Annotated in this window: 13 protein-coding genes and 1 tRNA gene; 11 read left to right on the top strand and 3 right to left on the bottom strand. The window is 62.3% G+C overall.

Annotated elements, in window-relative coordinates:
- The first annotated feature begins 121 nt into the window (after positions 1-121).
- A complete protein-coding gene (locus BJD99_RS20035; RefSeq protein WP_084348872.1) occupies positions 122-1,054 on the top strand; it encodes an aldo/keto reductase in 933 nt (310 codons plus the stop codon).
- 8 nt (positions 1,055-1,062) lie between these two features.
- Here the strand turns inward: BJD99_RS20035 and BJD99_RS20030 are convergent, their stop codons facing one another.
- Positions 1,063-1,401: a hypothetical protein gene (locus tag BJD99_RS20030; RefSeq protein WP_084349013.1), complete on the bottom strand. Its 339-nt coding sequence runs from the start codon at positions 1,399-1,401 to the stop codon at positions 1,063-1,065.
- A gap of 330 nt (positions 1,402-1,731) precedes the next feature.
- Between BJD99_RS20030 and BJD99_RS20025 the strand changes: the two genes are divergently transcribed.
- Genes BJD99_RS20025 through BJD99_RS20015 form a run of 3 tightly spaced genes read left to right on the top strand, consistent with a single transcriptional unit; the run spans position 1,732 to position 4,152 of the window.
- Complete coding sequence (locus BJD99_RS20025; protein ID WP_084348871.1) at positions 1,732-2,757, top strand: YncE family protein; 1,026 nt, start codon at positions 1,732-1,734, stop codon at positions 2,755-2,757.
- A gap of 30 nt (positions 2,758-2,787) precedes the next feature.
- Entirely contained in the window at positions 2,788-3,036 is a 249-nt protein-coding gene (locus tag BJD99_RS20020) for a DUF5703 family protein (protein WP_084348870.1), read from the top strand.
- Between the two features lie 42 nt (positions 3,037-3,078).
- Positions 3,079-4,152, top strand: coding sequence for a quinone-dependent dihydroorotate dehydrogenase (locus BJD99_RS20015; RefSeq protein WP_084349012.1), 1,074 nt, complete (start codon positions 3,079-3,081; stop codon positions 4,150-4,152).
- Positions 4,153-4,215: 63 nt separating this feature from the next.
- Here the strand turns inward: BJD99_RS20015 and BJD99_RS20010 are convergent, their stop codons facing one another.
- A complete protein-coding gene (locus BJD99_RS20010; RefSeq protein ID WP_084348869.1) occupies positions 4,216-4,746 on the bottom strand; it encodes a YbhB/YbcL family Raf kinase inhibitor-like protein in 531 nt (176 codons plus the stop codon).
- Between the two features lie 17 nt (positions 4,747-4,763).
- Positions 4,764-6,125: a M20/M25/M40 family metallo-hydrolase gene (locus tag BJD99_RS20005; RefSeq protein WP_084348868.1), complete on the bottom strand. Its 1,362-nt coding sequence runs from the start codon at positions 6,123-6,125 to the stop codon at positions 4,764-4,766.
- A gap of 155 nt (positions 6,126-6,280) precedes the next feature.
- Here BJD99_RS20005 and BJD99_RS20000 point away from each other — a divergent pair.
- The 7 genes from BJD99_RS20000 to BJD99_RS19970 all read left to right on the top strand — a co-directional run bounded on the left by BJD99_RS20000 (position 6,281) and on the right by BJD99_RS19970 (position 13,742).
- Positions 6,281-6,369: transfer RNA gene (locus BJD99_RS20000), tRNA-Leu, on the top strand.
- A 124-nt stretch (positions 6,370-6,493) separates the two neighbouring features.
- Positions 6,494-8,011: an SDR family oxidoreductase gene (locus BJD99_RS19995; RefSeq protein ID WP_179142430.1), complete on the top strand. Its 1,518-nt coding sequence runs from the start codon at positions 6,494-6,496 to the stop codon at positions 8,009-8,011.
- 88 nt (positions 8,012-8,099) lie between these two features.
- Positions 8,100-9,596 carry a glutamate-cysteine ligase family protein gene (locus tag BJD99_RS19990; RefSeq protein ID WP_084348866.1) on the top strand — a complete coding sequence of 499 codons (1,497 nt, stop codon included), beginning with the start codon at positions 8,100-8,102 and terminating at the stop codon, positions 9,594-9,596.
- Positions 9,597-9,621: 25 nt separating this feature from the next.
- Positions 9,622-9,996 (top strand): DUF2784 domain-containing protein, encoded by a 375-nt coding sequence (locus tag BJD99_RS19985; RefSeq protein ID WP_084348865.1) that lies wholly within the window; start codon positions 9,622-9,624, stop codon positions 9,994-9,996.
- A 55-nt stretch (positions 9,997-10,051) separates the two neighbouring features.
- A complete protein-coding gene (locus BJD99_RS19980; protein WP_084349011.1) occupies positions 10,052-11,323 on the top strand; it encodes a trans-acting enoyl reductase family protein in 1,272 nt (423 codons plus the stop codon).
- Positions 11,320-12,714 carry a CoA transferase gene (locus BJD99_RS19975; protein WP_306294125.1) on the top strand — a complete coding sequence of 465 codons (1,395 nt, stop codon included), beginning with the start codon at positions 11,320-11,322 and terminating at the stop codon, positions 12,712-12,714. The genes BJD99_RS19980 and BJD99_RS19975 overlap by 4 nt, the downstream gene beginning before the upstream one ends.
- Positions 12,711-13,742: a nucleoside hydrolase gene (locus tag BJD99_RS19970; protein ID WP_084348864.1), complete on the top strand. Its 1,032-nt coding sequence runs from the start codon at positions 12,711-12,713 to the stop codon at positions 13,740-13,742. The genes BJD99_RS19975 and BJD99_RS19970 overlap by 4 nt, the downstream gene beginning before the upstream one ends.
- The last annotated feature ends 9 nt before the right edge of the window (positions 13,743-13,751 follow it).

Genomic DNA, 13,751 nt, shown 5'->3' with positions numbered 1-13,751 from the left:
CCCGGATCGACCGACACTCGCACCGCTGCCACCGGCGCACTACTCTGCTCACCTGGCGCCGTTTTCGTGACCGACTCAGAAAACCGACACCATCACAATCGACAAGGAATGTTGAAAAACTATGAAGCAGCGATCAGTCGGCTCCAGTGGCCTGCGCGTGTCGAGGATCGGGCTCGGCACGCTCGGATGGGGCAGCGGCACCGACGGTGACGACGCGGCTGCCCAACTCGCTGCCTTTGCCGACGCCGGGGGAACCCTCGTCGACACCTCACCCGTTTACGGGGATGGACGAGCGCAACGTGTGCTCGCGGAGGTCCTCGACGACGTGGTCCCGCGTACGAACCTGATCGTGAGCAGTGCAGCCGGTATCGAAACCGCCAGCGGGCACTACCGCATCGACTGCTCTCGTCGCGCACTGCTCGGTCAACTCGATGCAACGTTGCGCGATTTGGGTACCGACTACCTCGATCTGTGGCAAGTGGCGGCATGGGATGCGAGCACGCCCGTGGACGAGATCGCGTCCACCCTGGACTACGCCGTATCGAGCGGGAAAGTCCGGTATGTCGGTGCACGTGGCTATCTCGGCTGGCAACTAGCGACTGCGGCTGGAGCTGCGGGCGCAGGCCGCATCGTCGCGACGCAGGCCGAGTACTCGCTTCTGGCTCGCGGCATCGAGGACGAATTGCTGCCGGCGGCGCGTCATCACGGTGTCGGCATCCTCGCTGCGGTCCCATTGGCCGGCGGGGTACTGACCGGAAAATACCGAAACGGCACGCCTGCGGACTCACGGGGTGCCGACGATCTCCACGCAGGATCGCTTTCCGGCTACCTCACCGACGCTGCCGTCAACGTCGTCGATGCAGCCGTCATGGCCGCAAGTGGCCTGCAGACTTCACCTCTGGCAGTGGCCTTGGCCTGGGCTCGCGATCGCCCGGGTGTGAGTTCGGCGATAGTCGGAGCCAGGGACCTCGCGCAATTGACCGGGGTACTCGTCGCGGAAGACCTCGAGTTGCCTGCCGCTATCACTTCGGCGTTGGACGACGTCAGTAGCTGACCGCGTGCCTACGCCGTCACGTTCTGCCGCGTGCGAATCCGGTCGAGGATCGACCCGGCGCGCTGCAGACACGACCGGACTCTCGACAACTCCGGCGAGTCCGGGATCAGCTCGTCAGCATCTGTCACCGCGTCGCGGACGGCAGCGACGATGCTGCGCTCATCGGTCACATCGATTTCGGTGACCGGTTGCTCCACGACGGCGATGACATCCGACTTGTCCGGAACCTGCTCGAGCAGGTCCTCGCGATATATTTCCACGGACAGCGTCGACTTGTGCACCCGAAAAGTAAACTGCCGGCCGTCCGCGTTTCGACCGAACCCATTCGCGTGTGCGCCGACGGTGATCTGTTCGACGACGAACCCGCTGTCGGCAGAGTCACAGGAAGTCCCTGTCCGCCCAGGAAGAACTGTCCGCCCGAAATCAACAGGACGACTCGCTGCAACGGGGCGATGAAAACCCTCCGGTCGAGTGAAATCCTCGGTAGTTACCATCTCGACTCCTCGTTCTTTGGTCGGAAAATACGGTACTGCCACCTCGCCTCGACCGCACTCGGGTAGTCCGAGAGTGTCGACTTCTGACCCATCAGGCAGGGTGGACTCGACACTTCGTTCCGCTACGCCACACCATGGCACCCCTCGAACGCACGAACACAGTATCCAGGAGCAGGCATTCCCATGAGAGACAGACGTTTGCGGTGGCGAACTCTCGCCGCGGTCGCGGCCACCTCGACGATCTTGTTGGCGGCCGGTTGTTCGGGCGACGGAGCCGACGAGCCCGATCAGGTGAGCATCGAGCCCCTGGCCGGGGTCAGCTCTCCAGAAACCTCGACTCCCCCAGTAGGAAGCATCACCGCGTCTCCATCCGGGATCCACTTCACCACGTTCGACACTTCCACGCGCAGCGTCCTCGCGCTCGACGACAGTTTTTCGAACCTGCTGGTGTTCGATACATCCGACGGCAACGCCGAACCTCGCGCAATATCGCTACCGGGCAAGGCAGCAACCATAGTGGCCCCCGGCGACGGCACAGTTGTGCTGCCGATGAACGGAAGCCTCGCACGCGTCGATATAGGCGACTCGAAGGTCACCTCGACGAAAGTCGCGGCGAATCTACTCAGCGCTGCTGTTCTCGAGGACGGCAGAACAGCAGCAGGAGATGATCGTGGCGCGGTCCACATTCTCGAGCAAGACGGGACCGAATCGAAGGTCATAGACGGGTTGACCTCGGTTGATGCGCTCGCCTCGACCATGTATGGGCTCACCGCTCTGGATCGCGATCAGACCTCCGTCACCGTCGTCGACATCGACGACGGTTCCCTCGGCATTGCCCTCCGCGCCGGCGAGGGTGCAGCCGAGCTGGACACCGACCGGTTCGGGCGAATCCTGGTGACCGATGCCACCGGAAAAGAACTTCTCGTGTTCTCCTCGGACGACTTGTTGTTGCGTCAGCGCTTTCCTGTCGATGCGCAGCCATGGGCTGTCACCTACGACGACGAGACCGACGTCGTCTGGATCAGCGTTCCCGCTCTCAACGAAGTTGTCGGATACACGCTCGACACGGGAATTCCTGTCGAGGTTTCCAGGTTCCCGACCGTAAGGCAGCCGGACTCTCTCGCGATCGACTCCGCGACGGGTGACTTGATTGTGGGGTCGGCTGCCGGTGAGGGATTACAGCGAATACCGGTTGGCGAGCCCCGGTAGAGGCAACGAGAGTCGAGGCGATAACCCACGGTGTCGAAGAACAGCTACGGGAGCGGGCGCTTCCCGCGAGAGTGGGACCTGACATCCGAGGAGTGGGAATACGTTCCACTCCGCCTACCGCCGGATGTCACACGGGTGACGGCCTCGATGCGGCTTGCGATCCAGGCCGAGTTCGGCGGTTGGGAACTCTCACGCATGCGCGTGTATACCGATGGAAGTCGGCGGGTGCTGCTCAAGCGAAAGAAATCTGCCCAGCACATACCCGATCCTGGAATATGAGACCCGAGTACCAAGACGGAAAGAAGAACCGTGGGCCAGACCTTGTACAGCGCACTGCTTCGGTTGATGTTTTTGCTGCAGCCGGAGCGAATCCACCATCTCGCGTTCGCGACCATGCGCACGCTGACGGCCTTCACACCGACGAGAAAGCTTCTCTCGCGAGTATTCGTCGTCGACGATCCACTACTTCGAAGCACAGTTTTCGGCGTGGACTTCCCCAGGCCACTCGGTCTTGCTGCCGGCTTCGACAAGAACGCGGACGGTGTGGATGCCTGGGGGCCACTGGGCTTCGGGTTCGCCGAGGTGGGCACGGTCACCGCACAACCGCAGCCCGGCAATCCGACTCCCCGGCTGTTCCGGCTGCCTGCGGACCGCGCTCTGATCAACCGAATGGGCTTCAACAACCACGGCGCCGGCAACGCCGCCAACGTGCTGCGGAACCGCCGAGGCGGTGTACCGATCGGCGCGAACATCGGGAAGACCAAGGTCACGCTCCCCGCCGACGCCGCTGCCGACTACACCGCAAGCGCAACGCTGCTCGGGCCACTGTCCGACTTCTTGGTGGTGAACGTCAGCTCGCCGAACACTCCAGGCTTGCGGGATCTTCAGGCTGTCGCGTCTCTACGGCCCATCCTCGAGGCTGTGCAAAGTGTCGTCACGGTTCCCATCCTGGTGAAGATCGCACCCGATCTGTCCGATGAGGACATAGACGCCGTCGCCGACCTTGCAGTCGAGTTGGGACTCGACGGGATCGTCGCGGCCAATACGACGATCGACAGGTCGGGTCTGCGCACTTCGGCCGAGGAAGTCGAGTCCATCGGGGCAGGTGGTTTGTCCGGAGCACCGTTGGCCGACCGCTCGCTCGAGGTTCTACGACGGCTGTACGCCCGAGTGGGGACACGCATTGCCATCATCTCGGTCGGTGGGATCGAGTCGGTGGATCAAGCCTGGGAACGCATCACCGCGGGCGCGTCACTGATCCAGGGTTACACCGGTTTCATCTATGGGGGCCCGTTCTGGATGCGTCGAATCAACAAGGGAATTGCCCTCCGATTGCGAGCGCACGGATTCACCTCGTTGTCGGACGCGGTCGGATCGGATCACCGCCGCAGCTGACACAGCAAAAAGGCCGTGTTGTGCGACGATCCGCACAGCACGGCCTTTCTTGTGCACTGGGCCCTATCGAGCCTCGTAGACACCCGTCAGGACAGCTCGTCCGATCGCGTGTGGGAACAGGTTGAAACCGAGAAACGCCGGCGTTGCCGTTTCGTCCACTTCCAGTCGCTCGACGTCGACCGCATGGACCACGAACATGTAGCGGTGCGGTCCATGACCCGCTGGAGGTGCCGCACCGATGTACCGAAACAGACCCGCATCGTTCTTCAACGTGACAGCAGCACTAGGCACACCCGTACCACCGTCGTCACCGGCACCCGCGACGAGCGAGGTCGTGTCGACTGGGATGTTCGCCACCGCCCAGTGCCAGAAACCCGAAGCCGTCGGTGCGTCCGGGTCGAAGACGGTGAGCGCGAAGCTTTTGGTGCCCTCCGGAAACCCGGACCAGGACAGTTGCGGTGAGTTGTCGTGGCCGCCGGCGCCCATGATTCCACTCAGCTGCTGGCTATCGAGAGTTCCACCGTCCTCCACATCCTCCGAGGTGAGTTCGAAGGAAGGCAGTGCGGGAAGTGCGTCGTAAGGGTTGTACGCCATCAAATGATCCTTTCGATTCAGCTGTGCAGCAGAAAGTGTTCCAACACCTGTGTACCGAACTCCAGTGAACTGACCGGTACCCTCTCGTCCACGCCGTGAAACAGGGCTGCGAAGTCGAGTTCGGGCGGCAATTTGAGCGGCGCAAAACCGAAGCATCGAATACCCAAGCGCGCGAAGGCCTTTGCATCCGTACCACCCGACAGCATGTACGGAACCGTACGTCCGTTCTCGTCGTGTGCAAGTATCGCGTCGTTCATGGCGTCGACGAGGTGCCCGTCGAATGTCGTCTCGTAGGAGTCGAGCTTGGTGACCCATTCGCGTTCGACGTTGGGCCCGATCAGTTCGTCCACTTCCCGCTCGAACGCGGCCTGACGCCCGGGGACCACCCGGCAATCGATCATCGCCTCGGCGGTCTGCGGAATCACGTTCGCCTTGTATCCAGCTTTGAGCATCGTCGGGTTGGCGGTATCTCGCAGCGTGGCGCCCACGATCCGCGCGATGCTGCCGAGTTTGAGCAAAGTGCCGTCGAGATCCGGGCTGGTCGGGTCGAAATCGAGTCCGGTTTCCTCGGCCACTGCTGCGAGGAACTCCGCTACCGAATCGGAGATCACCAACGGGAATGTGTGGTTGCCGAGCTTGGCCACAGCTTCTGCCAGATAGGTCACCGCATTCTCGTCGTGCAGAAACGACCCGTGTCCGGCTCGCGCCTTCGCAGTAAGTTTCATCCAGCCGAGACCCTTCTCTGCGGTCTCGACCATGTACAGCCGCTTCTCGGTGCCGTCAGGTCTGGCGACGGTCAACGAGAAGCCACCGACCTCGCCGACGGCTTCGGTGACACCTTCGAACAGGTCGGGACGATGCTCTACGAGCCACTGCGAGCCGTACTTCCCACCGTTCTCTTCGTCGGCCAGGAAGGCGAAGAGAATGTTTCGCGGCGGGACAGTGCCGTTGGATTTGAATTGTCGCGCCAGTGCCAGCGCCATGCCGACCATGTCTTTCATATCGATCGCGCCGCGACCCCACACGTACCCGTCTTCGACAGCGCCGGAGAACGGATGCACACTCCAATCCGCAGGCTCTGCCGGAACGACGTCGAGATGCCCGTGGATCAACAAGGTTCCGCGGCTCGGGTCCGAGCCCGGCAACGTGGCGAATACATTCCCACGACCGGGGGCACCGGATTCTACGTACTCGGTCTCGTAACCGACCTCGCGAAGTTTCTGCGCCACCCACTCGGCGCACTCCTTTTCCCCCTTGGTCGTTTCGAGTTCACCGGTGTTGGAGGTGTCGAATCTGATCAAAGAGCTGACGAGGTCGACGACCTCGTCGAGCGCGGTCGTCGGGACAGGGTCGGGATGGGGATGATCGGCGGAAGACACCCCACCTTCCTACCACCCGAGCCGCGGCTACGGGCGAACTGACGTGGGGATTTGGGCGATAGGCCACCCGTCGTATATCTTTGTCCAGCACGCAGCGAGCAGGCGTGCGAACAAGATGTGTACACCGTGTTGCTGGTAATTGCAGTGCACAACTGGTCCGAGTGGCGGAATGGCAGACGCGCTAGCTTGAGGTGCTAGTGTCCTATTAACGGACGTGGGGGTTCAAGTCCCCCCTCGGACACCAGGGAATTGCACAAGATCTTGTGTGCGAGTTCCAGAAGTTCTGCGTTGAGACAGACGACATAAGCCCCGATTCCCCGGAATCGGGGCTTATGTCGTTTTCGCACGTAGCAAGGAGAGGAAGACGGATGGTCGACGGGAACGCTGTTGTCGATTCGGAGTTGCTCGGCTCGTCGACCGAGTGCTCGGCGATCGAGCCGGCCGATCTCGCGATCTGCCTCCGTGTCATCGCCCAGGCTGGGTCGCTGGATAAGAATCATCCTGATTCGATCGCTGTGCAACGCGCCTCGGGGCAACTTTTCAAGGACCTGAAACGAGCACGCCGTGTCGCTGCACGTTCGGCCAAGTCGGATGCCGATCGGGCAGTTGTCGAAGCAACCGCCACCGGGTCACCGGATCGCATCGACGACGAGACCGCGGGCATATCTCTGACCTCGCGGACCGAAACCGAATTCGCAGGCACTTTGATTCGCCCTCGCCCTTGCTACATCTGCAAGCAGCGCTACACACTGGTCGACTCGTTCTATCATCAGCTTTGCCCGGACTGCGCAGCATTGAACCGGAGCAAACGTAATGCAACTACCGATCTGACCGGGCGCACCGCGCTTCTCACCGGCGGGCGAGCCAAGATCGGCATGTACATCGCGCTGCGCCTGCTGCGGGACGGCGCTCATACGACGATCACGACGCGTTTCCCCAATGATGCCGTCCGCAGATTCGCGGCGATGCCGGACAGTGACAAGTGGCTCCACCGGCTCCGTATCGTCGGAATCGATCTGCGTGACCCGGCTCAGGTTGTCGCACTTGCAGATTCGGTTGCCGCTCATGGACCACTCGACATCCTCGTCAACAACGCAGCGCAAACGGTGAAGCGCTCGGCAGGTGCATACAGTGCGCTCGCAGACGGTGAGTCGACACCGCTGTCCCTGGACTTCATCCCAGCCGGGTCTCGGCCGGAAGTAACCAAGTTCGGCACGACGAGTGATGCGCATCCCGCGTCGCTGGCGAGTTCGCTGCCGGAGACCGCTATCACGGCGGGCGGTCGAGAATCTCTCACCGCCGAGGCCGTCGCATCTCTTGCGTTGGTTGCGGGATCGGCGAGCGCTGATCGAATCGACCAGGGCATCGCTATCGACGCCGGTGGACTCGTGCCGGATCTGGCAGATACGAACAGTTGGATACACACCGTCGAGCAGGTCGATCCGGTGGAATTGCTCGAAGTTCAGCTCTGCAATTCGGTGGCACCGTTCATTTTGGTCTCCCGTCTGCGCGCAGCCATGGAAGCCTCGACTGCCCGCCGCAAGTACATCGTGAACGTCTCGGCGATGGAGGGGCAGTTCAGTCGGGCTTACAAGGGTCCCGGGCACCCGCACACCAACATGGCCAAGGCCGCACTCAATATGCTCACCCGAACTAGCGCCAAAGAAATGCTCGATCACGGAATCCTGATGAGCGCCGTCGATACCGGGTGGATCACCGACGAGCGACCCCACCCGACGAAGATGCGGTTGGCGGACGAGGGATTCCACGCGCCACTCGATCTTGTCGACGGTGCGGCACGTGTCTACGACCCCATCGTGCAAGGCGAGGCGGGTATCGATCTGTACGGCCAGTTCCTCAAGGACTACGGCCCCTCACCCTGGTGATGTCGACACGTTTGTGCTGCGACACTCGAGGGAATACCGGTTTGCGAAGATTCGGTCTCGGGCGTGGTGACGGATAGGTGGTTGGGGTATGGGCGACGATGTCGAACAGCGGAAGTTCACCAGGGAGGACCGTCATCGATTCCGACAGAAGGTTCAGGACTGCCTCGATGCACTCGCGACCATGCTCGCGGAGCAGACATTCGAGGTCGGGCAGCCGCAAATAGGGATGGAGATCGAACTCAATCTCGTCGACGACGCCATGGCACCTGCGATGGCCAACGCGACCGTCCTCGACGCGATTGCCGACCCGGACTATCAGACCGAACTCGGCCAGTTCAACATCGAAATCAATGTTGCACCACAGCCGTTGCGCGGCGCCAGCATCGAAGATCTCGAACGCAATCTGCGGACTTCACTCAATTCTGCTGACGAGCGTGCACGTTCCTCGGGTAGCAGACTCGCGATGATCGGGATGCTTCCGACGTTGACCGAGAAGCACTTCGAACATCGCTGGTTGTCGGCGAATCCCAGGTACGACCTGCTCAACCAACAGATCTTTGCTGCCCGCGGCGAGGATATCGAACTCGATATCCTCGGGGTCCGACTACCCGGAGCAGATTCTGCCGAGAATCTTTCGGCGATCACGGACACGATCCTGCCCGAAGCGGCCTGCACGTCGGTGCAACTCCACCTGCAGGTGGCCCCGGAGGAATTCGCCTCGCATTGGAATGCCGCGCAGGCGCTCGCCGGCGTACAGGTGGCGCTCGCGGCCAATTCACCGTTCCTTGCCGGCCGTGCACTGTGGCACGAGACGCGTATCCCGTTGTTCGAGCAGGCAACCGACACCCGGCCGAAGGAATTGGTGAATCAGGGAGTGCGGCCGAGGGTCTGGTTCGGTGAACGATGGATCACCTCGATCTTCGACCTGTTCGAGGAGAACTCACGATACTTCCCAGCGCTGCTGCCGGTCTGCAGCGACGAGGATCCACTGGCAGCGTTGGCCGAGGGCGTGACACCGAACCTGTCCGAGTTGCGCATGCACAACGGGACCGTCTACCGCTGGAATCGGCCTATCTACGATCGCTCTTCCGGCGGTCACCACATTCGCCTCGAGAACAGGGTGCTTCCCGCCGGCCCGTCGATCGTGGACACGCTGGCCGATGCCGCGTTCTACTACGGGACCGTCCGTTCGCTAGCTGACGCCGACAGGCCACTGTGGTCGCAGATGTCGTTCGATGCAGCTGAGGAAAACTTGCATTCAGCAGCTCGAAGTGGATTCGACTCTCGGCTCTACTGGCCGGAAGTAGGTTCGGTGAGTCCGCAGGAATTGGTCCTTCGACGGCTACTGCCGATGGCCGACGCCGGGCTCGCGTCCTACGGCGTGGATGTCACCGTGCGCGAAAAGTATCTCGGCATAATCGAGGGTCGCTGCTTGGCTCGACGTTCGGGCTCGGTCTGGCAACGCGAGGCAGTAGTGGCACGCGAGCGTGCCGGAGAGGACCGAGAGTCCGCGTTGGCCGGGATGCTCGGTGACTACATCACGTTGATGAACGAAGGCGAACCGGTCCACACCTGGCCTTTCTGACCAGCTGGGGGCATAGGATCGGTTCATGATGTTCCGGGCGCTGGCCGACATCACGGTAGCGGCGCACCTCGCGTTCGTCGTGTATGTCGTCGCGGGCGGGTTTCTCGCCTGGCGTTATCGACGCACGATCTGGCTCCACGGCGTCGCAGTGGCGTGGGGGTTCGTCTCGATAGTGATCGGCGTCGATTGCCCACTGACCCAACTCGAAAGCTGGGCCCGAGTGCGTTCGGGCGAATCTGCACTTCCCTCTACTGGTTTCATCGACTACTACCTCACCGGGGTCATTTACCCCGAAAGCATGCTCGGCGTGGTTCGGTTTGCGGCAATCTGCGCCGTCGCCATCTCGTGGGCAGGGTTTGTGCTGCTCCGATCACGGTCGCGGCACTTCAGCGCGAGCTGATCGAGGATGGTGGGCGTCGTCGACTCTTGCCGTGATGCACGTTACTGTCGAGTACATGACTTCGAGTGTTCCCGAACCCGCTGAGACTGCTGACACAACCCGCTTGTACGACATCGTCGTCTACGGCGCAACAGGCTTCGTCGGGCGTCTTACTGCCGACTATCTGGCCCGCCACGCACCGGAAGGTACGGCCGTAGCTTTTGCCGGCCGGTCTGCTTCCCGTGTCGAGGCGGTTCGACGCACTCTCCCCTCCGCTGCAGCGCAGTGGCCCATCGTCGAGGCCGACGCTGCGGACGAAGAGGCGCTCCAAGCTCTCGCCGAGTCCACTCGTGTCGTGATCACTACCGTCGGCCCCTACGCGAAGTTCGGACAGCCGCTGGCTGCCGCATGTGCTCTCGCCGGCACCGACTACGTCGATCTGACCGGTGAAGTGCTTTTCGCTCGTCAAAGTATCGACAAAAACCACGAGATCGCCCAGAAGTCGGGCGCCCGCATCGTCCATTCCTGTGGGTTCGACTCGATCCCCTCCGATATCGGTGTCCACGTCCTGCACGCAGCCGTCGTCGCCGATGGCGCCGGTGAACTGACCGACACCACCCTCGTGGTCTCCTCGATGCGCGGCGGCGTCAGCGGCGGTACCGTCGACTCGGTTCGGACACAACTCGCCGAGATGAAGAAAGACGGCAAACTTCGCAGGCTTGCCGCTCGCCCTTATTCTCTGAGTCCGGACCGTAGCCTCGAGACCGACTTCGGTCGCCAACTCGATGCCCAGGTCGTCAACGGCACCCAGATCTCCCCCAGCGTTCGAGGATGGAAAGCGCCGTTCTTCATGGCGTCGTACAACACCCGCGTCGTCCGGCGAAGCAATGCTCTTCGAGATTGGGCTTACGGCAAGCAGTTTCGTTACCGAGAGGTGATGAATGTCGGCACCTCGTTCGCGTCTCCCGTCGTTGCCGGTGCAGTCTCCGTCGGGCTCGGCGCCGCGTTGGTGGGAATGACAATTCTGCCCCGCAAGCTTCTCGACCGCATCCTGCCCGAGCCCGGCAAGGGGCCGAGCACCCAGGCGCAGGAGAACGGTCACTTCACGATGGACGTGTACACGACCACGACGTCCGGTGCTCGATACCGGTCGCGAGTGAAGGCCGACGGCGATCCAGGCTACAAGGCCACCGCGGTGATGCTCAGCGAGTCAGCACTCGCTCTTGTCCACAACCGCGACAGCCTGCCCGAGGCTGCTGGAGTACTGACTCCGGCAACAGGAATCGGTGATGCACTGGTGACTCGCCTCCAGGATGCGGGTCTGGAAATCTGGGCTCGCAAGGAGTGACGGTAGCGGACGGGACCGATGCCTACACCGATCTCGTGCGGGCGTACGAGAAATCGGTGGGGGTGTCCGGCCACGGCAGCGAGTTCGTGACGGCGCCGTGGGGCGATCGACTGTCGGCGGTCTTGCCGGTACGCGAACTCGCATCCGGTGCTGTCGCAGCGTTCGCGTCATCAGTGGATCGGTATCGGCGAAGCGTGGGACTCGATACCACTGCATGGAAACTCAGCCCTGATCGCATTTCCGCGTCCTTCAGCGGTGACCGCATGTACCGGGAAAACGGTGAGCCGGTACTCGCCTTTGCCGAACTCTCCGGGTTCTTCGAATGCGCGGACGGTTGGGTACGCACGCACGCCAACTATCCGCACCATCGACGTGCGCTGTTGCGGGCGATCGGCCTCGACGAAGCAGCCACCGTGGACGCAGCCCGGACACGCATCGGATCGCTCGACAGCGACATCATCGAGGGCAGATGCGCACGCGCCGGCGCGATAGCGGTCCGGGTCCGCACCGAGCAGGAGTGGGCCGAACACGAGGTAGGCGCAGCGGTTGCGTCCGAGCCTCTCGTTCGATCCATTCCTCGATCCGATGCCGCGCCACGCTTCAACTTCGCTGCGACACAACAGCATCCGCTGCGAGGACTTCGGGTACTCGACTCGACCCGCGTAATCGCAGGTCCCGTTGCATCGCGCGCCCTTGCGCTTCTCGGCGCGAGTGTTCTGCGCATCGACCCACCCGACCTGCCCGAGATCGGGTGGCAACACATGGAAAACGGCCAGGGCAAACGTAGCGCCCTACTCGATATGAAAACTGCTGAAGGATTGAATACGGCTCGACACTTGTGCGCCCAGTCCGATGTCTTTCTCTCAGGTTACCGACCGGGCGCCATCGAGAACTTCGGCTTCCTACCCAGCTCGTTTCGGCCGGGGATCGTGTGTGGATCGGTCTCGGCGTGGGGGCACGGTGCTAGGGAAAGCGCTTCGTGGCTCCAGCGTGGTTTCGACAGCATCGTCCAAGCCGCGAGCGGGATAGCGGTGATCGAGGGATCCGAGAACCATCCTGGCACCCTGCCCGCGCAGGCACTCGATCATGCCAGTGGTTACCTTCTGGCCGCGGGCATCGTGGATGCACTCACCGCGACACGCACGTCGGGATCAGGCTGCGATGTATCGGTGTCACTGGCGCGAACCGCGTCCTGGCTCACCTCCGCAGGAGGTCGGACCGAACACCCTGACGCTGCGTCGTTACCCGGACCGGACTCCACCGTCACACACGGATCTACGACGACGGCCTTACCTGCGCTCGCGGACTACAGCGACTACCCGTTTCCAGCACACCCGCTCGGTTCGCACGCCCCGAGCTTCGACGACGACAGAGGACCCACTTCCGCATGACCATTCCACTGATCGTCGACGTCGACACCGGAATCGACGACTCCCTGGCTCTGCTCTACCTGTTGGCCAGCCCCGAGGCCGAGATCCTGTCGATCGCATCGACCGCAGGCAACGTTTCGGTGAACCAGGTGGCTGCAAACAACTTGGCGTGGCTCGACCTGTGCAAGGCAACCAACATCGAGGTGACGCTGGGTGCACAGGTGCCGCTGGCTTCCCCGCTCATGACGACCGAAGAAACGCACGGCCCACGCGGCGTCGGGTACGCCGACCTTCCGGTTTCCGATCGCTCACTGTCGAACCGTGATGCAGCAACTGCCTGGGTGGAACTGGTACGCGAACGGCCAGGCGAGATCGTCGGATTGGTCACCGGGCCGATGACCAATCTCGCACAGGCTGTTCGCATCGATCCAGACCTCCCGCGACTGTTGAAGCGACTCGTGTTGATGGGTGGGGCATTTCAGCACCCCGGTAACACGACACCGACAAGCGAATGGAATATCGCAGTCGATCCGGAGGCAGCATCGGAAGTGTTCGCGGCATTCTCCGGCCTTCCAGAGGCACGTCTTCCCATCGTGTGTCCACTCGACATCACCGAAACCATCGAAATGCTCCCCCACCACATCGCGCGGTTGGCCGAACGCGCGGGAAGTACACCGCGCGAGATCATTTCGGAGACAGATGGATCCGATATCAGATCCACCGCGTCCAACGCGGTAGTGCGCCACCTTTCCGATGCAGTCCGCTTCTACATGAAGTTTCATCGCGATCACGACCAAGGATTCCTGGCGCACATGCACGATCCGTTCGTCGCTGCCGTAGCCCTGAATCCCGCGATCGCAACCCTGCGCACAGCCACCGTCGATATCGAACTGGACGGAACCCTCACCCGCGGAACAACGGTCGCGGACTGGAGAGGGATGTGGGGCCGCCCGCTCAACGCAGCCATCGCATCGACAACAGATCCGGAAGCATTCTTCGACGACCTGATCGAACGCATCGGAGCGATGGCCGCACGCCTGTACCCCTGAGCTACCGAT

This window comes from Rhodococcus sp. 1163 (genome assembly GCF_002091985.1).
Taxonomy (GTDB): Bacteria; Actinomycetota; Actinomycetes; order Mycobacteriales; family Mycobacteriaceae; genus Rhodococcoides.
The sequence above is the reverse complement of the archived record's forward strand: the minus strand, read 5'-3'. Positions and strand labels throughout refer to the sequence as shown.